The sequence below is a fragment of the Bradyrhizobium sp. LHD-71 genome (assembly GCF_031157255.1).
Classification (GTDB): domain Bacteria; phylum Pseudomonadota; class Alphaproteobacteria; order Rhizobiales; family Xanthobacteraceae; genus P52-10.
The window spans coordinates 145,112-164,525 of record NZ_JAVIFX010000018.1; the positions used below are offsets into that span (position 1 = coordinate 145,112).

Annotated in this window: 14 protein-coding genes, 1 tRNA gene and 1 pseudogene; 2 read left to right on the forward strand and 14 right to left on the reverse strand. The window is 63.9% G+C overall.

All coding sequences use genetic code 11. The features are described from left to right. Positions 1-30: 30 nt before the first annotated feature. Together pbpC and RCO31_RS20570 are read right to left on the reverse strand one after the other, a co-directional pair. Positions 31-2,142, reverse strand: a complete 2,112-nt coding sequence (gene pbpC / locus RCO31_RS20565) for a penicillin-binding protein 1C (RefSeq protein WP_308970332.1) — start codon at positions 2,140-2,142, stop codon at positions 31-33. Then, a complete protein-coding gene (locus RCO31_RS20570) occupies positions 2,139-7,361 on the reverse strand; it encodes an alpha-2-macroglobulin (protein WP_308970333.1) in 5,223 nt (1,740 codons plus the stop codon). Before RCO31_RS20570 ends, pbpC begins: the two co-directional genes overlap by 4 nt. A gap of 255 nt (positions 7,362-7,616) precedes the next feature. Between RCO31_RS20570 and RCO31_RS20575 the strand changes: the two genes are divergently transcribed. Further along, complete coding sequence (locus RCO31_RS20575) at positions 7,617-7,994, forward strand: VOC family protein (RefSeq protein WP_308970334.1); 378 nt, start codon at positions 7,617-7,619, stop codon at positions 7,992-7,994. A gap of 98 nt (positions 7,995-8,092) precedes the next feature. Here the strand turns inward: RCO31_RS20575 and RCO31_RS34780 are convergent, their stop codons facing one another. The 3 genes from RCO31_RS34780 to RCO31_RS20585 form a co-directional block, all read right to left on the reverse strand. Next, positions 8,093-8,374, reverse strand: coding sequence for a DUF3551 domain-containing protein (locus tag RCO31_RS34780; protein ID WP_374991513.1), 282 nt, complete (start codon positions 8,372-8,374; stop codon positions 8,093-8,095). A gap of 26 nt (positions 8,375-8,400) precedes the next feature. Beyond that, positions 8,401-8,649, reverse strand: a complete 249-nt coding sequence (locus RCO31_RS20580; RefSeq protein ID WP_308970335.1) for a DUF3551 domain-containing protein — start codon at positions 8,647-8,649, stop codon at positions 8,401-8,403. A gap of 114 nt (positions 8,650-8,763) precedes the next feature. Continuing rightward, on the reverse strand, positions 8,764-9,027 hold the full coding sequence (locus RCO31_RS20585) for a DUF3551 domain-containing protein (protein ID WP_308970336.1): 264 nt from the start codon (positions 9,025-9,027) through the stop codon (positions 8,764-8,766). Positions 9,028-9,236: 209 nt separating this feature from the next. Here RCO31_RS20585 and RCO31_RS20590 point away from each other — a divergent pair, with 209 nt between their 5' ends. Beyond that, entirely contained in the window at positions 9,237-10,223 is a 987-nt protein-coding gene (locus RCO31_RS20590) for a tripartite tricarboxylate transporter substrate binding protein (protein WP_308970337.1), read from the forward strand. A 370-nt stretch (positions 10,224-10,593) separates the two neighbouring features. On the opposite strand, the gene RCO31_RS20595 is transcribed toward RCO31_RS20590, so the two are convergent. From RCO31_RS20595 to RCO31_RS20635, 9 genes and pseudogenes are all read right to left on the reverse strand, one after another. Beyond that, the gene (locus RCO31_RS20595) at positions 10,594-10,878 is read right to left on the reverse strand and encodes a hypothetical protein (RefSeq protein WP_308970338.1); all 285 of its coding nucleotides are present in this window, start codon (positions 10,876-10,878) and stop codon (positions 10,594-10,596) included. 123 nt (positions 10,879-11,001) lie between these two features. Then, the gene (locus RCO31_RS20600) at positions 11,002-12,840 is read right to left on the reverse strand and encodes a transglycosylase domain-containing protein (protein WP_308970339.1); all 1,839 of its coding nucleotides are present in this window, start codon (positions 12,838-12,840) and stop codon (positions 11,002-11,004) included. 128 nt (positions 12,841-12,968) lie between these two features. Beyond that, the gene (locus RCO31_RS20605) at positions 12,969-13,196 is read right to left on the reverse strand and encodes an SH3 domain-containing protein (RefSeq protein ID WP_308970348.1); all 228 of its coding nucleotides are present in this window, start codon (positions 13,194-13,196) and stop codon (positions 12,969-12,971) included. 498 nt (positions 13,197-13,694) lie between these two features. Next, positions 13,695-13,790 (reverse strand): annotated as a pseudogene (locus tag RCO31_RS20610) (helix-turn-helix domain-containing protein); the annotation flags it as partial. Between the two features lie 216 nt (positions 13,791-14,006). Then, positions 14,007-14,083 (reverse strand) — tRNA-Arg (locus tag RCO31_RS20615). Positions 14,084-14,610: 527 nt separating this feature from the next. Beyond that, positions 14,611-15,096, reverse strand: coding sequence for a DUF2867 domain-containing protein (locus RCO31_RS20620; RefSeq protein WP_308970340.1), 486 nt, complete (start codon positions 15,094-15,096; stop codon positions 14,611-14,613). 182 nt (positions 15,097-15,278) lie between these two features. Beyond that, entirely contained in the window at positions 15,279-17,270 is a 1,992-nt protein-coding gene (locus tag RCO31_RS20625; RefSeq protein WP_308970341.1) for an acetyl-CoA carboxylase biotin carboxylase subunit, read from the reverse strand. Between the two features lie 18 nt (positions 17,271-17,288). Continuing rightward, positions 17,289-18,896: a carboxyl transferase domain-containing protein gene (locus RCO31_RS20630; RefSeq protein ID WP_308970342.1), complete on the reverse strand. Its 1,608-nt coding sequence runs from the start codon at positions 18,894-18,896 to the stop codon at positions 17,289-17,291. A gap of 145 nt (positions 18,897-19,041) precedes the next feature. Then, positions 19,042-19,414, reverse strand: a 373-nt coding sequence (locus RCO31_RS20635; protein WP_308970343.1) for a transposase, incomplete at its 5' end; no start/stop codon positions are given.

A 19,414-nucleotide genomic window follows, 5' to 3' on the forward strand; every position in this document is an offset into this window, starting at 1 on the left:
GCGGACGACTAGTGCCAATACGACACATTCTTACTGAAGACGAACGACCACGGTGTCTGCGGCGCCGGTCGCATCCATCACCGTGAGGCGCACAAAGCCGGGTCCCGGCGGCTCGACGAATTTCTGACGGCGGCTGTCGAGTTCACCTGCTGACAGACCATTGACCAGCACGGTCATCGGCGGCACACCGCCCGCAACCTTGACAGCAACCGGCGACATCTTTGCGCCGTCCTCAGCCATCACATCGAGGCGCGAGCCGTTCAAGGGAAATTGAATGCGCAGACCACGCCTGTCGCCGATCTGCGCCAGTTCGCCCGCCGGATGGAAGCGTCGCAGCGGCAGTGGAAGTTTCGCCGTCGTCGCCATCAGCGTTCCGCGCGGCGCCGCCGGCAGCCCAAGCGGGATCTTGCCGGAGCGTGCGAAGGCGTCGAACAGGATCGGAGCAGCCGCGGTCCTCCCGAGTAGTCCCGGAACGGGTGCGCCGTCCGGACGCCCGACCCAGACGCCGATCGTCATGCGTCCGTCGAAACCGACGGACCACGCGTCGCGATAGCCGTAGCTCGTGCCGGTCTTGAAGGCGATGCGGTTGTGCACGCCATTTTCCGGCGGCGGCGTTCCCATCAGGACATGGGCGATGTGCCAGGCGGCAACAGGATCCAGCAGCCGCCGCTGCGCGCTCTCGTCACGCGGGTCATCGAGACGTTCGCGCAACGGCACCGTGCTTCCGAGCCGCGGAAAGCCCGCATAGAGCTGCACGAGATCAGTCAGCGTCACGCCGACACCGCCTAGACCCATGGCAAGACCCGGCGTCTCGTCCTTCGGCAGTACGAGATCGCCGCCCGCCTGCCGGATCCGCGATGTCAGCCGATGCGGACCGACCCGGTCGAGCAGCGCGATCGCCGGCACGTTGAGCGACAGCTGCAGTGCCTTGCGCACCGTCACCGTGCCCTGGAATGTCATGTCGAAATTCTCCGGCGCGTAGCTGCCGTAGCGGATCGGGCGATCGTCAATCAGGCTTTCGGGATGCACGAAACCGTCCTCGATCGCGAGACCGTAGATGAAGGGCTTCAGCGTCGAGCCCGGCGAGCGGACCGCGCGGGTCATGTCCGCCTGTCCGGCCCGCCGCGCGTCGAAATAATCCGGCGAGCCGACGCGCGCGAGAATGTCGCCGCTGGAATTGTCCACTGCGACGATGCCGATCGAGACCTCGGGCCCCAGCGCAATGGCGCGATCACGCGCCAGCGCTTCGAGCGACCGCTGCAGGTTGGCATCGAGCGTCAGAGCGACACGGCTTGCGGCGGGCTCGCGCGCTACCACGTGATCCGTGACGTGCGGCGCGAGGAGCGGCATCGGCCTGCGCATGCGCGGCACGGCTTCCGCCTTGGCGTGGGTCGCATCAGCCGTCGAAACGCGGCCGAGCTCCACCATCCGGTCCAGCACGCGATCGCGCGCGCGCTCGGCTGCATCTGGATGCCGATCGAGGCGCCGCGTCTCCGGTGACTGCGGCAGCGCCACGAGCAATGCGGCTTCGGCCAGTGACAGCCGCTTCGGCTCTTTGCCGAAATAGGCGATGGTCGCGGCGCGCACCCCTTCGAGATTGCCTCCGAACGGCGCAAGTCTCAGGTAAAGATCAAGGATCTCATCCTTGCTCATCATCCGTTCGATCTGGATGGCGCGCACGACCTGCCGCAGCTTGGCGCCAATGGTCCTGTCGCGGCGCGGTTCGATCAGCCGCGCGACCTGCATGGTGATGGTGGAGCCGCCGGAGACAATCCGACCGTGGCTGACGAATTGCCACACAGCGCGTCCGAACGCCAGCGGATCGACGCCGGCATGCTGTCGAAACCGCCGGTCCTCGAAGGCGAGCAGCACGTCGATATAGGCAGGGTCAACTTCGCTCGCCTTCACCGGCAGGCGCCAGCGCCCGTTCTTCATCGCAAATGCACGCACCAGCTTGCCGTTTCGATCGACGATCGTGATCGACACCTCCTTCGTCACATCAAGCGGCACCGGGCCGAGCGAAACCACCCAGAAGATAACCGACACGACCAGCAGCGCAAATGCGCTGCCGGCGAGCACGGCGGCGATCTTCAATCGCTGCCGGCCATCAGAAACAGCCCTCGCCTGTTCAGCCTCGCTCATCGCAGCGCGCCGACGTCTAGCGTTCCGGTCGCCGTGCGGCCGTAGCGCGACGGGTTGTACATGTCCTCGACAAATGCCTGCGGCAGCACGTACTTGCCGGGCGAAACGGCGCGCACGACGTAGGCCACGGTGAACACCGGACTGTCGTCGCTGGCGCGATCGATCGCTGCGTTGAAGCGGTCGTCGCGAAACTCCGAGTGCTCGGCCTCCACGCCGTCCTCGATCCAGTCGAGGGTGCCGGTGTCGCCCGACGAGACGAGGCGCGGATTGTCGATCTCGAAACCCGCAGGCAGATAGTCGGCGATCATGATGCGGCCGTACTCCGGCCTGGCTTCGGTGACCTTCAGCACCACGGCGATGCGGTCGCTCTGTTTCGCGCGGCTGATGTCAGCCGGCTTGCCGTCCAGTGTGTGGTAGCTGCGCTCGATCTTGAAGCCGTTCTCGGCTGCGGGCTCCGGCGTTACCGGCGCGCCGCTCACCGCGACCACAGCCTGCAGTGGCGCATCGCCAGTGTTGGTGATCCTGATCGGTTTTGCGGATGTCACCTCGCTCTGGTTGTAGCTTCGGAAGAGCGCGGCCTTCACCGGGCTGCCATCGACATCGAGCGAGATCGTGTTGGCCTCCGTGGCAATGGCGCGGGCGGCAAGCACCAGCCACGCATTCTCCTGCGTCGAGGTGAACGGCGTCAGGCCGCGGGCAGCCTCGACCCGCTGCACCGCCGACACGAGCGTGGCGCGTGGTGCGTTGCCTTCGCTTGCCAGCGACACAAGCGCTGCGGCATCACGCAGCGACGAGCCGTAGTCGGTGCGGCCGAACACCAGCGCCGGCCGAGGCGCGAGGTCCTGCAGCGCCGCCGCGTACACCTTCTCCGCCCTGCCCCGGTCGCCGACCAGCGCCAGCGCTGCCGCAAGCTGTGACTTGGCGATCGGCGTCGCCAGGTTGGCGAGCTTGGTGTCGGCGAGGTAACGCAGATCGCCGATTGGCGCCGTGCCGTTTTTCGCCAGCACGTAGAGTGCATAGGCGAGCTCTCGCCCTCCGTCCTTGTCGGGCTCGTCTGCATTGGCGACGGTGTTGCGCAAATGGTCGATCGCCTGGCGGAAGGCCGTGTCCGGGACCGCAAATCCCTTCTCGCGGGCGCGGGTCAGGAAGTCGGTGACATAGGCGTCGAGCCAGCCGTCCTCGCCGCCGGCCGACCACAAGCCGAACGAGCCGTTCGAGCCCTGCCGCGCCAGCAGCCGGTCGATCGCATCCTTGATGCGCTGGTCCACGGCCGTGTCCATGGCCAGATGCGCGTTCGCGGCGAGGTCGTTGACGTACAGCAGCGGCATCGCGCGGCTCGTGATCTGTTCGGAGCAACCGAACGGATAGCGGTCCAGCGCCTTCAGGATCGATGCCGCGTCGAGCGCGGTCGACAGGCTGACCGAAAGCGAGACGGCGCCGGTGCCTGCAACCAGATCAGCGAACATGTCCGGCGACAGCGTCAGGCTTTCACCCTTTGCCAGAGTCCGCACGGTACGGCGCGCCAGGATCTGCGTCGCCGGCTTCACATCCAGCGCGTAATTGCGCTGGAGCCTAAGTCCGCCCGGTCCCTGGATGTTGACCTCGACCTGCGCGGAGCCTGCGCCCACAGCTTCAAGATTGACGGCGACCGCGTTGCGTTGCTTCGCGGCAAGCCGGATCGTCGTCGACGGATTGCCGGTCATGCGCACCGGACCGCTCGGGCGGACCGTGATCGCGAAGTCGCCTGCGGCGCCTTCGACATTGTCGAGATCCATGGTCATGGTGCCGCGGTCGCCATTCAGGAGGAAGCGCGGCAAGGTTGTCGTCAGCACTACAGGATCGCGGATCACCACATCGGTCGCCGCTCGGCCGACCTTGGTGCCACTCCAGGCCACGGCCATGACGCGTGCGGTGCCGGCGAACTCCGGAATGGCAAACGGAATCGACGCCGTTCCGTCGGCACCGACAGTGACGATACCCGAATAGAGCGCGAGCGGCTTCTGCGTCGGCGGATTGCCTTGCAACTCGCCGCCGGCGGTGTCACCGCCGGTGCGGATTTGTCCGCGGCTTCCCTGCATGCCGTCGATCAGCTGGCCGTAAAGATCGCGGATCTCGGCCGTCAGACGGCGCTGGCCGAGATAATGCTCGTCCGGTGCGGGCGGCTTGTAGTTCGTCAGGTTGAGGATGCCGACATCGACCGCAGCAACGACGATTTTTGCGTCCTCACCTGCATTTAGCCCGCTGATCCTGACAGGCAGGTTGAGCACCGTGCTGGGCCGGACGAGATCAGGCGGAGACAACGCGACGTCGAGGGTATGTGCTTTCTTGTCGATGCCGAACCACTTCAGGCCGATCGCCCGGCCGGGCATGCGTTGGGCGGCAACATCGAGCGGCCGCCGCAGCGTGGTCACGACGTAGGCGCCCGTTCCCCAGTCACGGCCGATCGGAATGCGGAGCTGAGCGGTGCCTTCCTTGACGTTCGCGGTCTGGGTCGTCAGCAGGCGGTCGCCGATCACGTTGACCGTCAGCTTGCCCGCCGTGCGCGCATTGACGGTGACCACCATGGTGTCGCCGGATTGATATTCGGCATTGTCGATCGAGGTCTCGAGCAGATCCGGTGTGTCGGCCGACCCTTCCGAATACCAGCCGACGTCGAAGGTCACGGAGGTCAGCGCCCCGCCGCTGCCGCTTTCCTTCACATCGAGGCGGTAGCGACCTGGCTGCGGTGACAACTGAACACGGCCGGGCTTGTCGGTTGCGACGCTGACCTCGCCGTCGGCGACGCGCTTCGTCGACTTCACCGGCTCGTACTCCCAGGACGAGCCCTGCCGGTACCATTGATAACGATGCTCAAGCTTGAGCAGCTCGTAGCGCAGGCCGCCGCGCGTCAGTGCCTGGCCATCCGGCGAGACGAAGGCGACGTCGAAGTTCGCCACGTCGCCTTCCGCGACGTTCTTGTCCTTGAACAGCGGCTTCACACCGATCATCGCCGCATTCGGCGCGACCGGCACGGTCAGCTTGCGCTCGACCGCCCTGCCACCGCTTTCCGCCATCCGGATGAAGATCTGCGCCTCCTGTGGCTGCGTCGAGCTCGGCGGCTTCGGCAGGCTGACCGCAAAGGTGGCCTTGCCGTTGGCGTCCGAGGCGGGAAGGTTCTCCAGCGGCGTGCGCTCGTTGCTGGTCTCCTCCTCGTCGGCGACGCCGAATTTGTAGCCGGCGAAACCCGGCCGCGCCGCTGCCGGCGCCACCAGCAGGTCGCCCTCCAGTTGCAGTGCGGACGCCGGCGCGCCGTAGAGGAAGCGGCCGTCGATCTCGAGATCGATCGACTTATCGGCCTGGATCTGCGCCGCCTTGGTCGTCAGCGAGAACTCGAGCCGCTCCGGCACGTAGTCCTCGACCATGAAAGTCGTCTCGCCGATCGCAGGCGCCTTCGGATCGGTGAATGCACGCACGCGCCAGGTGCCGGTGGGCACGGCCGAGTTCAGCGCCAGTGACAGGCTGCGTCCGCCCGCGCCCTGATCCGGTACCACCGCGCGACGGAATTCCACACCGTCCGGCCGTTCGACCACGAGCGTCATCGGCGCTCCGGGAATCGCCTTGCCCTGTCCGTCGCGCAGCAGCGCGGTCAGGAAGACGGTTTCATTGGATCGATAGACGCCGCGCTCGGCGTAGACGAAGGCGTCGGCCCCAGCCGGCACGCGCCGGCCGGCGACGCCGCGATCGGTCAGGTCAAAAGCCGTGCTCTTCAGGCTGAGGAATGCGTAGTCGTTCTTCTCGCCCGACAGTGTAAGCAGCGCCGGCGAAAGGCCGCCCTCGCCCCGCGCAAGCCCTGCCTCGAACAGCGCGTGGCCGGCCGCATCCGTACGCTTGCTCGAGAGGATTTCGTTATTGCGCGCGATGAGGCGCACTTCGGTCCCTGCAACCGGCTCGGTCGAGCTCAGCGAGTTGACGAAGACGTGGATGCCGTCATTGCCTGAAAAGGCCGTGAGGCCAAGATCAGAAACGATGAACCATTGGGTCGCGAGCTGTTCATAGTCGTCGTCGCTGGAGGCGATCGCGCCTTTCGGCGCAGCGGTCATCACATAGACGCCCGGCTGCATCTCGCCGATCGCCTGGTCCACGGGAAAGGCCGTCGTCACGTCGGCGTTGAGCGTGCTGCCGGTTGCAAGCTGACCGGACCAGACCTGGACGCCCTTCTGGTTGCCGAGCTCGCTGAGTTCGTATGTGGAGAGTGACCGCTGGAAATCGCTGCCCAGCACCGTGTCGATCAGGTTGCGGTCGCCGATGCGGAAGACCTTCACGTTCACCGCCAGCGTATTGACGCTGACCACCGGAATGCCGCGCTGGCCGGAGCGCGGCAACACATAGGCGCGGCTTGTGAAGCGCACGAACGGTTTGCGGTCGCGCACATAGATGTTGAACTCCGCCGACTTCGGCAGCGTCTCCTTCACAGTCGACGGCAGACCGGCGCGCAGGTTGAGGCTGTAGCGATCGCCGTGCTTCAGCCCCTCGACGCAGAGTTGCCGGTCGTCCGACGACAGGGCCGGCGTGTCGTTACCGGCCATGCTGACGAATGGCGAGAAGTCCGTACGCTTGGCGAGCTCCTCGGAGAATTGAAAGCACACGCGGGGGACAGCGGAATCGGAATCCACCGAATAGTCGAGCAGCCGGAAGCCGCGCTCGTCGCGCAGCTTCTCGTACTGGCTGCGGATGTCGGCGACCTCACGCAGTTCGAGCGAGACCCGCAGCGCATCGAGCGCAGGCCGCCACAGCTTGCGGTCGGCCATCGCGCGGCCGAGCACGGCCAGCGCGTCCGCCTCCTCGCCTTGATTGTTCGCGCGCTGATAGGCGATGTATGCGGCTGTCGACGCACGCTCGAGCAGGAACGTCTGTTCGCGATTGTCGGCCGGGCGGACCTGAAACGTCGTCCGTGCCAGCCGCAGCCAGTTGCCGCCGTCGTTCGGAGCAAGCGCCGCCACCTGTCCCAGCAGTTGCAATCCCGCCCGGAAGTCGTTGCGCTTGAACGCGGAATCGGCGTCGGACCTGAGTTGCTGCGCGGGCTTGCTGACCGCCCCAGCCTCTGTCTTGATCTGGGCTTCCAGCCTGATGGCCGCGTCGGCCAGATCGTCGCGTTTGAAGGCCTTGTCGGCCGCCTGCGCGGACGTGAGGCCGAGCGCCAGCGATGCTGCCAGCACTAGGGCGCGAACCGGTCCAACCATGAGGAAGCTCCTTCGACGGCGAAAATGTCGTCGCCCCACGTGTCAGGTGATGGGTGAAACGTGACGGACTGATGGCCGTCCCGTTGCCGACGCTCCTGGATTAGGTCTCTCCGGCAAGCTATTGGGTTCAAAGCGAAAGAATTCGAAGAACCGTCAACTTGCTCTGCCATTTTCAAGGGAAGGTGGCACCTCTCCGCTTTGACTCCTGGCGCCCGTGGCTCGATCATAGGTCAAGGCTGCAGGAGAACCTTCGTCATGATCGATCATGTCTCAATTCCGGTCAGTGACCTCGCCCGCAGCGCCGCACTCTACGAACGGCTTCTGGCCCATCTCGATCTGACGCGCCTGGTCGATCGCCCGGCGACCGTGGGCTTTGGCAAACGCTACCCGGAATTCTGGCTCAACCTTCGCACGAACCTTCTCCGTGCTCCGGCGGATACCGGCACGCACATCTGCCTGCGTGCGCCCACCGAGACGGCCGTCCGCAGTTTCTTCGATGATGCGCTGGCGCTTGGGTGCACGAGCGCGGGCGATCCCGGACCGCGCCAGGCGGCGATGACGACCTACTTTGGCGCCTTCATCTTCGATTTCGACGGCAACAAGATTGAGGCGGTGAACTTTCCGCGCCGCTGACGTGTCGGGACCGGCCACGAGCTGTGGAACTCAGTTGAGATTGATTTCTCAGTTGCAGACAACGGAAGCGGACGGCGCTCCTGCGCCGGCCTATCCCCTCATCCTGAGGAGCGCGAAGCGCGTCTCGAAGGATGAGGCCGCAACGTAGGCCCGGGCCGCACGGCGAAGTAGCGTGGGTTTTTCTCGCAGAAGCCGGAATTCGCGACCAGCGAAGCCCGACACTGTTCGATCGTCGTGAAGGTGCAGCTTTGCGGGGTATGCCGGCCCTGCATCATGCAGAATGGATATTCGACCCCCGCCGCAGCCGGAGCCGGGTTGGTCACAACAGATGCAAGGCTCAACAGCGCCAGCGCGGCAAGTCTTGTTGAATGGATGAACATGTCCGTCCGGTTCCTTATTATGGGGGCTATCGTCGGCGCGGCTGCCGGACGACCTGCCGGCTACCGGTATAGGCGGGATTCTCCTCGCAGAAGCCGACGCCCGCCGATGCCGCGACCTGGCACAGCTGCAGGGAATTGTACGTGCAGTCCCGGCCCATATTTGGCGTACCGATCATGCAGTAACGAAACGGCGGCATCTCCGCACTCGCCGGTGAAATCAGCAGCAGACCGGCAAACCCCGCAACCAGCACAAGGACAGCTTGCAAACGTTTCATCGCAGCCTCCTCTTCTGTTTCTGTGTTGAAGAAGCCTGAGCGTTCGATTTTACAGAACGGATAGCGCTGCCAATCCGGTGCATGAAATCAACATTTCGTGCCGCAATCGGTGCGTCAGCGACGCGGCGTCGGACTCGGTGGTGCCGGTGCCGGCACAGGCTCAGCGGGTGGCGCCACGAAGCGTGGATTTGGCTCGCACGCCGTGCCGACGCCACGCACGGCCTCCTGGCATTGCGCGAGCGTCGCGTAGGAGCAGTCCCGCGCCATCCCGAACCCATCGCCCGAACAGAAGGGATATTCGGTTTCCGCCCGGGCAGGTCCCACGATGACGATCGAGCCGCCGAGCAATACCGATGCTGCCAGCATAAAGGTGCGCATGAGTGTCTCCGTAGTGAGCTTTTCTTGTTCGGCTCGATGACGCGTTGCCATAGGGACCAGGCTGCGCCGCTCTCTAGCCGATAACACCGCATGCGCAAGGAAATTCGTTTGAGACTGCCGTTTCAGGACGGTCGGCGCTGACGGCAGTTCTCCGATATGATCAACTCAGCACTCGAAAAAACCAGAGAACATCGCTCGGGAGGATTGAAATGACAGGTTCGCGTCGGACGTTCGTTGTTGGCGCTGGTGCTGCAACGGCCATCGCGCTCCTTCCGCGCGGCGCTCTTGCCGCCTATCCGGATCGACCGATCCGTCTGATTGTGCCGTTCGCGGCCGGCGGCAATGCGGACATTGTCGGCCGTCTGGTCGGCGAACAGATCACCAAGGCGCTGGGCCAGGCCGTTGTTGTTGAAAATCGCGGCGGTGCCGGCGGAGGCGTCGGCGCCGAAGCCGTCGCCCAGGCCGCGCCGGATGGATACACGCTGCTGGTCGGGTCGAACGGTCCCCTCACCGTCAATCCCTTCGTGAATGCCAACCTGAAATACGATCCGATCAAGGATTTCGCACCGATCGCATTGACGAGCTACGTGCCGCACGGCATCGTCGTGAGCAAGGCGGTGGAAGCCAAGAACATCGCCGAGTTGATTGCGTTATCGAAGAAGGCGCCGGTGACCATTGCGACCGCGGGCGTCGGCAGCGCGACGCATATGTCGCTCGAGCGTCTGAAAGCGATCACCGGCGCCGACCTGATGCATGTGCCCTACCGCGGGGGAGGCAGCCTGCTTCCTGATGTGATCAGTGGCAACGTCAAGGGTGCAATGACCGAGTTCTCGACGGCGTTGTCGCTGCATACGGGCGGCGAGGCGCGCATCATTGCCGTCGCTGCTTTGCAGCGTTCGAAGATCGCGCCGGACATACCGACATTCGACGAAGGCGGCGTGAAGGATTTCAAGGCCCAGAGCTATATCGGCATCCTGGCGCCGGCGAAAACGCCGCAGGACATCATCGCCGCTCTGCAGCAGGCAATCGAAAAAGGGCTGGCTCCGACCGGGCCGGCAGCAGAACGTCTTGCCGGCATCGGCGCCGAAATCGCCACACCGGAGCAGATGACATCGAAAGGCTTCGCCGAATTCATCCGCGCGGACTACGAAGACATGCGCGCGGCGGCAAAGCTCGCCGGCTTCGTGTCCAAGTGAGTGAGTAGTTGGCTCGTAGCCTGGATGGCACTAGTGCCCCGAATCCGAAGTTGGCTATACTTTGCGGCGAGCTCAGAGCGAACTTCGGATTCGATCAGGACACTAGCAAGTTTATGATTCTAGTGTCGTTTATGGATCAGAAATTCGCACGACGGACTCGCGGCAACGATGGTGCGAATTTCTGATCCATAAACGACACTAGGCCGCGGCGGGCCGCGGTTCTTTAAGAATTCTTAAAAACGCCGATGCTTTGTGTCGGCTAGGGCGAGATCAGGGACAGCAGTGGACAATTGCGGATACGGTCTTGCTCCAGCGTAGTCCGGAAGGACGAAGCCGGCTCTCCGGATTGCGCTAACGCTGCCACCTCACCTCACCGCCTTTGCCGTGCACCAGGCGAGGTGTCCTGCGCGCGGGACGCCGCTGCCTTGTTGCGGTCCATTACGCTACGACAATCCGCGCTGACCTGGTCACGCCGCTGTTTCATGCACGCGGTGATTCTCTCGACGTCCGGAATCTCGGAACTGCAGAGTCGGAAGGCGTCGTCGCTGCACTTCATCTGCGCCTCCATATCGAAGGCGAATGCAGACCCTGCCGGCAGCACGAACAGAGCAAATGCGAGCGCCGGCACGTAGCGGCCAGCAGCAACTGCGGTCATTGATGTCACCCACCGGGTCTGAGTTGGTTGCCCCTCAATGCGCAAGGCGAATCTTGCTCGAAAAGCGAGGCAGAAGTTTGTGCATCAGACGCCGAAGTCTTGGCAGACGGCCTTATTTTGGTTCTAAGGGCTTCGGCTGGTCCTGCCGCGATATTTCATGTTGAAGCTGTTCGTGGCGTCCAGAAATTCGAGTGTGGCACGGCGTGAGGCGCGGCCGTTCTCGCGGATTGCGGCTGGGAAGACGGCAGTCTGTTGCGGCTTACGCTGGAAGTTCGGATCGGAGCGCATGGCCTTCGTCATGAAGGAACGCCAAATCTGGGCCGGAAGACTGCCGCCTGTGACGTTTTTCATGGGCGAGTAGTCGTCATTGCCGACCCACACGCCGACGACGAGGTTCCCGGCAAAGCCCATGAACCAGGCGTCGCGAAACGCCTGACTTGTGCCGGTCTTGCCAAAAGTCGTGATCGGCAATTGCGCTCCCTGCCCTGACCCGGAGCGAACCGTCTCTTCCAAGAGCTCTCTCAGCGGATCGTTCACTGTAAGGAGCCAGCGGCCGGAATCCCGCGGTGGTGCGGCGGTTTTTGCGCTGTAGCCCAGAGACGTGATGCCCCACGGCTTGACGGGATAGGCGCCGGCCGCGACGGCCGCGTAGGCGCTGGTCAGTTCGAGAAGCTGGACCTCCCAGGTGCCGAGCGCGAGACTTGCCGTAGGTTCCAGCGGCGTTGTGATCCCAAGATCGCGCGCGACGTCAATGACATTGTTGCGGCCGACCGTCTCCGACAATCGGACCGCAACCGTATTGATCGAAGAAGCAAAAGCCTGACGAAGCGACACGTCTCCCTGATAGTTGTTGTCGAAGTTCTTCGGCTCATAGTCCCCGATGGAGATGGGTTCGTCGATAACCATCGTGTCGGGTGTCGCGCCTGCCCTCAGCGCCGCAAGATAGACGAACAGCTTGAAAGAGGACCCCGGCTGACGCCGCGCCTGCACGGCTCGATTGAATTGACTCTTGTTGTGATCTCTGCCGCCGACCATCGCCACGACGCGGCCGTCCGGCCGCATTGCAACCAGCGCGGCCTGCGTGGCGTGTCGCGACCGTTCCTGCTTCGCCAGCACCGATTCGATAGCCTCTTCCGCCGAGCGCTGCAGGCGCGGCTGAAAGGAGGTATGAACAGGCACCGGAGCAAGACTGCCGCTGTCGGGTAACTGCACCGTGCCGGCAAGCCAATCGGCGTAGTAGCCTCCGGACAGCGTTTTCTGCTCGTTGAGTGGCATAGTCCAGGCGATATTGGCGAGTCGCGTCGCCGGGAGGCGGCCGTTGTCCACCATGGCCTGCAAGACAAGCTTGGCGCGCTCCTGCGCGGCGTTGAAATCAGACGTCAGACTGGTGGGCGACTTCAGCCTGCCAACGAGCAGGGCCGACTCCGCCAGCGTGAGCGCGCTGGGCTGTTTGCCAAAGTAGCGTTTGGCCGCAGCGCGAAGACCGAAGCATCCGCCTCCGAAATAGGCGTTGCTTAGGTAAAGCTCCAGAATCTGATCCTTTGTCAGTGCGAGTTCGAGCCAGACGGCAAGCAAAGCCTCGTCCCGCTTGCGCTCCATGGTTCTGTGCTTCGAGAGAAATGAGAATTTGACGAGCTGCTGAGTGATCGTGCTGCCGCCCTCGATCACATGTCCGGCCTTCCAGTTCCGATACGCCGCCCGCGCGATCCCGAGCGGATCAACGCCGAAGTGGGAATGGAAACGCCGGTCCTCCATCGACAGCAAGGCGTCGATGAAGTGCTGCGGAACATCCGAAACCCTGACCGGCTCATCCACGCAACCGCCACGACGGGCAAACGGCTCACCGTCAGCGCTCAGCAACACAAGCCTGCGTTCAACCTGCGGCTGGATCTGATCAAGAGAGTAGTAGCGCTCCGGTGGCAGCGAGAGCCACACGAATGGTAGACCTACGAGGGTACCCATCGCGAAGAACCCGTTTGCCGCCTCTGAGACCACGCCAACACAGAGGTTCGCGATCTTCCGGAAAGCGACAAGGAGCGGAGTGAACATCATCCGTCGATCTCGGAGCCTGCTCTTCGACTGCCGGTGGCTCAGAACAGCGCCCGCTGCTGCGTGAGTCCGGTCGTCGATGGCTCTGTTTGCTGAACATCTGAGGGCGGCCCGCTCGCCTTTATGTAGCGACGGAAAATCCAACCCTTCTGATCCGTCTTGGGGTCGACCACCTCGGTCCATCCGCCGTCGCGTGACAGGACGCGCAGCCTCATCCCGCGTGGTTGAACGGTCACCACGCTGGCCGACGACGACGCACCGGAACGCATGTTGATGCCGGACGCCGACGTCTCGACCCATTCGCCACCGTCGGCTGTAGCCGAAGCAGCCGGAGCCGCGGGAGTAGATTTCGCCGACGCGGATGCACTTTCATTCGGCGCGCGCAACGCCTTTTCGGCCAGGCTTGCCGAGGTTGCCTGTGGCGTGTTGCCGAGATTTGCACTTCCGACGGCGGGCGATGCTTTGCCGGTCTCGTCCTTCGTCCCCGGTGCGACGGCTGGCTTCGTCGAGGCGCCAACTGTTTGGCCTTTCGGATCGAATGCATCGAGAGCACTCAGAAAGGTCTGCGTGCCTCCGATGTAGACGACCGCTCCGGCCAGCCACAGCGCAAGCGCGTAGCGACCTAGGCCGGATTGTCGCCTGCTGCCCTCATGCTCGGCGACGGTAGCGCCAAGCTGCTGCACCGGCGGCGGTGGCGGGGCCGGCTTGTCAACGTTACTGGGGTTTTGTGCCTCGGACGTCGCGCAACCATCAGCAGCCTCAACGCCGCGCGCGCGCCAGCGGCGGATGGTCGTTCGGCTGATGCCGAGTTCCCTGGAAAGCTCGCTGACTGACTTGTCGCTTGCCTGGATATAGGCGCGCATATCCGAAGTTGTCGTGGCATTCACGCCCACGATTGGTCTCCATCCTTCGAGCAGCCCCCGCCGGAATGGAGACACCTAGGCAGCAGGAATTAATTTTGGCGAAGAGGTAAGGTTAAACAACATCAAGTAATTTAGGCACGCAGTGCGATCGTCGCCGAAATTCGGCGGGGCATCAGAGGGCGCGCCGCGCCCAATCCCCTAAGATATTGTTTTCGCTGGCGATCCCGGCAGGATTCGAACCTGCGACCCACAGCTTAGAAGGCTGTTGCTCTATCCAACTGAGCTACGGGACCGTAGCGACCGCAATACCAGAACAAAGTGAAGGAGCGGTAGTCGGAACTTAAGCCCGCTGCGCCACCTGCGCCAAGATCCCGGGCACGATGGGCGGCGGTGGAACGGCAGATCACCGCCAGGTAGGTCCGGCCGAGGCGGTTGTAGGCGCAGACCAATGTGGTTCCGACGATTTCGCGGCGCGATCGTCGAGCGGTATGACGTCGATGGCAAGGCGGAAGCCCAAGTGTCGGTCATCGAGGCCTATAACGACGCGATATCAACATCCAACGCGAGTGGCCACGCAGAGCGAACACCGTCATCGCGAGGAGCGTCAGCGACGAAGCGATCCAGCGCGGCGGTTGTCGCGGACTCAGACTGGATCGCTTCGCTGCGCTCGCGATGACGAGCGAACGTCCAGGCCAGCGATCTCACTCTGAACGTGACGAACTCGCGTGCGATTCCATCAAGCACCACTTAGGGTTCCGTCCGTTTGCATATCGAGGTGTCACGCTGCTGCAACAGCGCGAATAGCAGGGGAAGGCGCGAATTAAGGTTCGCGCAAGCCTTTGGGACTTATCTCGTGCGCCACCTGCGCCATGATTCCAGGCACGATGCGGCGGTGGAACGGGAGGATCACCATCAGGTAGGTCCGACCGAGGCGGTTGTGGGTACGCACGAGCGTCGTCGCGACGATCTCGCGGCGGCGATCATCGAGCGCCGTGACGTCGATGACGAGGCGGAAGTCCAGATGGCTGTCGTCGAGACCCATGACGACGCGCGCGGGATTCTGGCTGAGCACCGGGAAAGCGCCGATGCGCCGCGTTCGCACGAGCTGCGGATCGTAGCGCGTGCGCAGGCCGAGCGGCCTGACGAGGACGTCCCTGAGTGCCATCAGCGCAACGATCCACCCGGGTGGCCGCTCCATGGCACGATGCGCGGCGGTGACCGCATCGAGCGCAGGATCATCCACGACGAGCGAGAACGCATCGGCGAAATCGGCGTCGGGAAGCAGACTGCGAAGCTCGGGGTTCACGTCGACTTGCATGGGGCGAAAGGGGGCGAGTGGTGAATAGTGAATAGGCAGTCGTTGCGAGGCGCGCTTGCGCCGAAGCAATCCAGCGCGGCGGTCGTCGCAGGCTCAGACTGGATTGCTTCGCTGCGCTCGCAATGACGGAGTACTGTTCTACCACTACTCACGATTTCGGTATTCGCTATTCACGCTGCCTCGATCTCCGCAAGCTCGACGCCTTCCTGCACGATGTCGCCGACCTTGCATTTCAGCGTCTTCAGCGTGCCGGCGAACGGCGCGCGCAGCGTCTGCTCCATCTTCATCACTTCGAGAGTCAGCACCGGGGCGCCCTTCTCCAGCAGCGCCCCCTCCTCCGCGAGCAGCGCAACGACCGTTCCCGGCAACGGCGCCACGATCCGGTCCTCACCGGCGTGCTCGTCTTCATCGACGCCAAAGGGATCGACAAGCGACAGCTCGAAACGTCCGTTCGGCGTTCGCAGGTAAAGACTGCGGTCATCCCATAGCGCGATCGCGCGCGTCTTGGTGCCATTGAGAAAACTGTCGACGATGCCATCGCCTCTGGAATGGACTTCGAATGCGAAGGTCGCATCAGCGACCTCGAGCCTCATACCGTTGCCGCCATAGCCAAGCGTTGCGCCATGGTCGCGCCCCTCGCCATCGCGGAACGTCAACTTACGGTGGCGCTCACCCCCGGGCATCCAGCCGGGCTTGTTCCAGGGCGAGCCCTTGTCGTGCAGCGCCGTTTCCCGCGCCAGTACGGCCGCGACCGCCGCACCGATCTCCGAACTGCCGATCTTGAGCGACGGACCGCTGAGCTCCTTCAGATGGCGTTCAATGAAGGCGGTATCGACGTGATTTGAGCGCACGTCGGCATGTGACAGCAGGGCCGACAGAAACGACACATTGGTGACCACGCCACGGATGTCGCTGCGATCGAGGGCAGCAACGATACGGTCGAGCGCCGCGTCGCGGCTTTCGCCATAGGCGATCATCTTCGCCAGCATGGCATCGTAGTGCGGAGATACGACACTGCCGTCACTGTAACCGGCGTCGATCCGCAACCCGCCGGACTCCTCCGGCAGCCGCCAGGCGCGAATTCGGCCAACCGAAGGCATGAAATTCTTCGCCGGGTTTTCCGCATATATGCGCGCCTCGACGGCATGGCCCTTCAGCCTGATCTCGTCCTGCTTCAGCGGCAGAGCCTCGCCGAACGCGACCCGCAACTGCCATTCCACCAGATCGACGCCGGTGATCAACTCAGTCACCGGGTGCTCGACCTGCAGACGCGTGTTCATTTCGATGAAGAAGAAGTCGCGCCCGTCGGACACGAATTCGATGGTGCCGGCGCCGACATAATTGACGACGGCTGCGGCCTTGCGCGCAGCCAGACCGATGGCGGCGCGCTGCTTGTCGTTCAGCGTCGGCGACGGCGCCTCCTCGATCACCTTCTGGTGCCGCCGCTGCAGCGTGCATTCCCGCTCGAACAGCGAAACGAGATTGCCATGGCTGTCGCCGACCACCTGCACTTCGATGTGACGCGGGTTGTCGACGTACTTCTCGATCAGCATGCGGTCGTCGCCGAACGCCGCCTTCGCCTCGCGTTTGGCGCTGACGATCGCGGCGTTCAGTTCGGCCGCCGCACGCACGACCCGCATGCCGCGTCCGCCACCACCCGCGGAAGCCTTCACCAGTACCGGAAAACCGATTGTTTCGGCTGCTTTGGCCAGTATCGCCTCGTCCTGCGCCTCACCGTGATAGCCGGGGACCAGCGGAACGCCGGCCTTCTCCATCAACGCCTTGGCGCCGGACTTCGAACCCATCGCCCCGATCATCTCGGCCGTGGGACCAACAAACACGAGCTTCGCGTCTGCGCAGCGTCGCGCGAATTCGTCGCTCTCGGAAAGAAAACCGTAGCCGGGATGGATCGCCTCCGCACCACTCTCGTGCGCGGCGGCCAAAAGGTGATCGATGTTGAGATAGCTGTCGCGCGCGCGCGCCGGCCCGAGCAGAATGGCGCTATCCGCCATCGCTACATGCAGTGCGTCGCGGTCGGCCTCGGAGTAGACGGCAACGGTGCGCAGGCCCATCGCGCGTGCGGTGCGGATGATACGGCAGGCTATCTCGCCGCGGTTGGCGATCAGCAGCGTACGGAAGCGCCGGTAGAGAGGCGAAGCCATCGTCACATCCTGAAAAAGTCACATCCTGAAAATGCCGAACCGCGTCGGTTCGGCGGGTGCGTTAGCGACAGTCGACAGAGCAAGGCCGAGGACGTCGCGTGTGTCTGCCGGATCGATGATACCGTCGTCCCACAAGCGCGCCGTGGCGTAATAGGGATGTCCCTGCTCCTCATACTGCGCGCGGATCGGCGCGCGGAACTTGTCCTCGTCCTCGACCGACCATTTGCCGCCGCCGGCCTCGATGTTGTCGCGGCGCAGTTGGCTCAACACCATTGCCGCCTGCTCGCCACCCATCACCGAGATGCGTGCGTTCGGCCACATCCAGAGAAACCGCGGGTTGTAGGCGCGCCCACACATGCCGTAATTGCCGGCGCCGTAGGAACCACCGACGACGACCGTGAACTTCGGCACGCCGGCGGTCGCGACCGCCGTCACGAGCTTGGCGCCGTCGCGGGCGATGCCACCGGCTTCGTACTTCCGGCCGACCATGAAACCGGTGATGTTCTGCAGGAACAGCAACGGAATCTGCCGCTGGCAGCACAGCTCGATGAAGTGCGCGCCTTTAAGCGAGCTCTCCGAGAACAGGATGCCGTTGTTGGCGATGATGCCGACTGGATAGCCCCACAGATGCGCAAAGCCGCAGACCAGCGTCGGTCCGTAGAGCTTCTTGAATTCATCGAACTCGGAGCCGTCCACCAGCCGCGCGATGATCTCGCGGATATCATAGGGCTTGCGCGTATCGGCCGGAACGACGCTGTAGATGTCATCCGGCGCAAACAGCGGCGCGCGTGGCTCGCGCCAACCAGCGAGATTGCGGACGGGGGCGTTGAGATTGCCGACGATGCGGCGGGCGATGCCGATGGCATGCGCGTCATTCTGCGCCATGTGATCGGTGACGCCGGACTGGCGGCTGTGCACGTCGGCGCCGCCGAGATCCTCAGCGCTGACCACCTCGCCGGTCGCGGCCTTCACCAGCGGCGGCCCGCCGAGGAAGATGGTGCCTTGATTGCGCACGATGATGCTCTCGTCGGACATCGCCGGCACGTAGGCGCCGCCCGCCGTGCAGGAGCCCATGACGATGGCGATCTGCGGGATGCTTAGCGACGACATCTGCGCCTGATTGTAGAAGATGCGGCCGAAATGCCGCTCGTCGGGGAAGATCTCATCCTGCTGCGGCAGGAATGCACCGCCGGAATCGACCATGTAGATGCACGGCAGGCGGTTCTGCCGTGCGATATCCTGCGCTCGCAGATGCTTCTTCACGGTCAGCGGATAATACGTGCCGCCCTTGATGGTCGCATCGTTGGCGACGATCACGCATTCGCGTCCTGCTACGCGGCCGATACCGGTGATGATGCTGGCTGAATGCACGTCGCCGCCATAGAGGCCATAGGCCGCGAGGGGCGAAAGCTCCAGGAACGCCGTCCCGGGATCCACCAGCAGATCGACACGCTCGCGCGCCAGCATCTTGCCGCGTGCGGTGTGGCGGCTGCGCGCGTTCTCACCGCCACCGCCGGAAACGACCTGAAGCTTTTGCCGAAGATCGGCTACCAGCGTCCGCATTGCTGCGGCGTTCTCGGCAGATGCCGGCGATTGCGGATCGACCTCGGATCTCAGGATCGTCATTGTCTCAGTACAAGCCCGCCTGGGTTAAGTTTTCGCCCCGCCCAAGCGGCACATTCGCGACGGAAATGTCAAGTAGGCGAAGACCCGTAGCCCGGGAGAGCGACGCGACACCCGGGGGCTGGCCACTCGTCATTGCGAGCAACCATTAAACGGCGGCCGGGGATTTGATCCAAGGAGTGCTTCGGGCGAGGATGGTATTGGCGAAGACGAGAAGCTTTCTGGCGCAGGCGACGAGAGCGAGTTTGTGCGGCTTGCCAGCAGCTTTAAGGCGCGCATAGAGGCGCTTGAGTGCGGCATTCCACTGGAATGCCGCTGGCAGCGCAGCAGCGTAGAGGCTGGTGCGCAAGCGCGTTCGTCCGCCGGCAATGGAGCGCTGACGAACGCGCTTGCCGCTGTCGTTGTTGAATGGGGCTAACCCGGCAAGAGCCGCGGCCTCGCCGCGTGACAAGTGGCCAAGCTCTGGCATGCGGATCAGCAGCGCGATGGCGGTACGCGGTCCAATGCCGTCGATGCTGAGC

Excerpts from the sequence above, each read along its gene's own strand:
- RCO31_RS20625 (WP_308970341.1), bottom strand. The coding sequence starts at position 17,270 with ATGGCTTCGCCTCTCTACCGGCGCTTCCGTACGCTGCTGATCGCCAAC.
- RCO31_RS20575 (WP_308970334.1), top strand. The coding sequence starts at position 7,617 with ATGATCGATCATGTCTCAATTCCGGTCAGTGACCTCGCCCGCAGCGCC.
- pbpC (WP_308970332.1), bottom strand. The coding sequence starts at position 2,142 with ATGAGCGAGGCTGAACAGGCGAGGGCTGTTTCTGATGGCCGGCAGCGA.
- RCO31_RS20585 (WP_308970336.1), bottom strand. The coding sequence starts at position 9,027 with ATGCGCACCTTTATGCTGGCAGCATCGGTATTGCTCGGCGGCTCGATC.
- RCO31_RS20595 (WP_308970338.1), bottom strand. The coding sequence starts at position 10,878 with ATGACCGCAGTTGCTGCTGGCCGCTACGTGCCGGCGCTCGCATTTGCT.
- RCO31_RS20580 (WP_308970335.1), bottom strand. The coding sequence starts at position 8,649 with ATGAAACGTTTGCAAGCTGTCCTTGTGCTGGTTGCGGGGTTTGCCGGT.
- RCO31_RS20630 (WP_308970342.1), bottom strand. The coding sequence starts at position 18,896 with ATGACGATCCTGAGATCCGAGGTCGATCCGCAATCGCCGGCATCTGCC.
- RCO31_RS34780 (WP_374991513.1), bottom strand. The coding sequence starts at position 8,374 with ATGTTCATCCATTCAACAAGACTTGCCGCGCTGGCGCTGTTGAGCCTT.
- RCO31_RS20600 (WP_308970339.1), bottom strand. The coding sequence starts at position 12,840 with ATGGGTACCCTCGTAGGTCTACCATTCGTGTGGCTCTCGCTGCCACCG.
- RCO31_RS20590 (WP_308970337.1), top strand. The coding sequence starts at position 9,237 with ATGACAGGTTCGCGTCGGACGTTCGTTGTTGGCGCTGGTGCTGCAACG.
- RCO31_RS20570 (WP_308970333.1), bottom strand. The coding sequence starts at position 7,361 with ATGGTTGGACCGGTTCGCGCCCTAGTGCTGGCAGCATCGCTGGCGCTC.
- RCO31_RS20605 (WP_308970348.1), bottom strand. The coding sequence starts at position 13,196 with ATGCGTTCCGGTGCGTCGTCGTCGGCCAGCGTGGTGACCGTTCAACCA.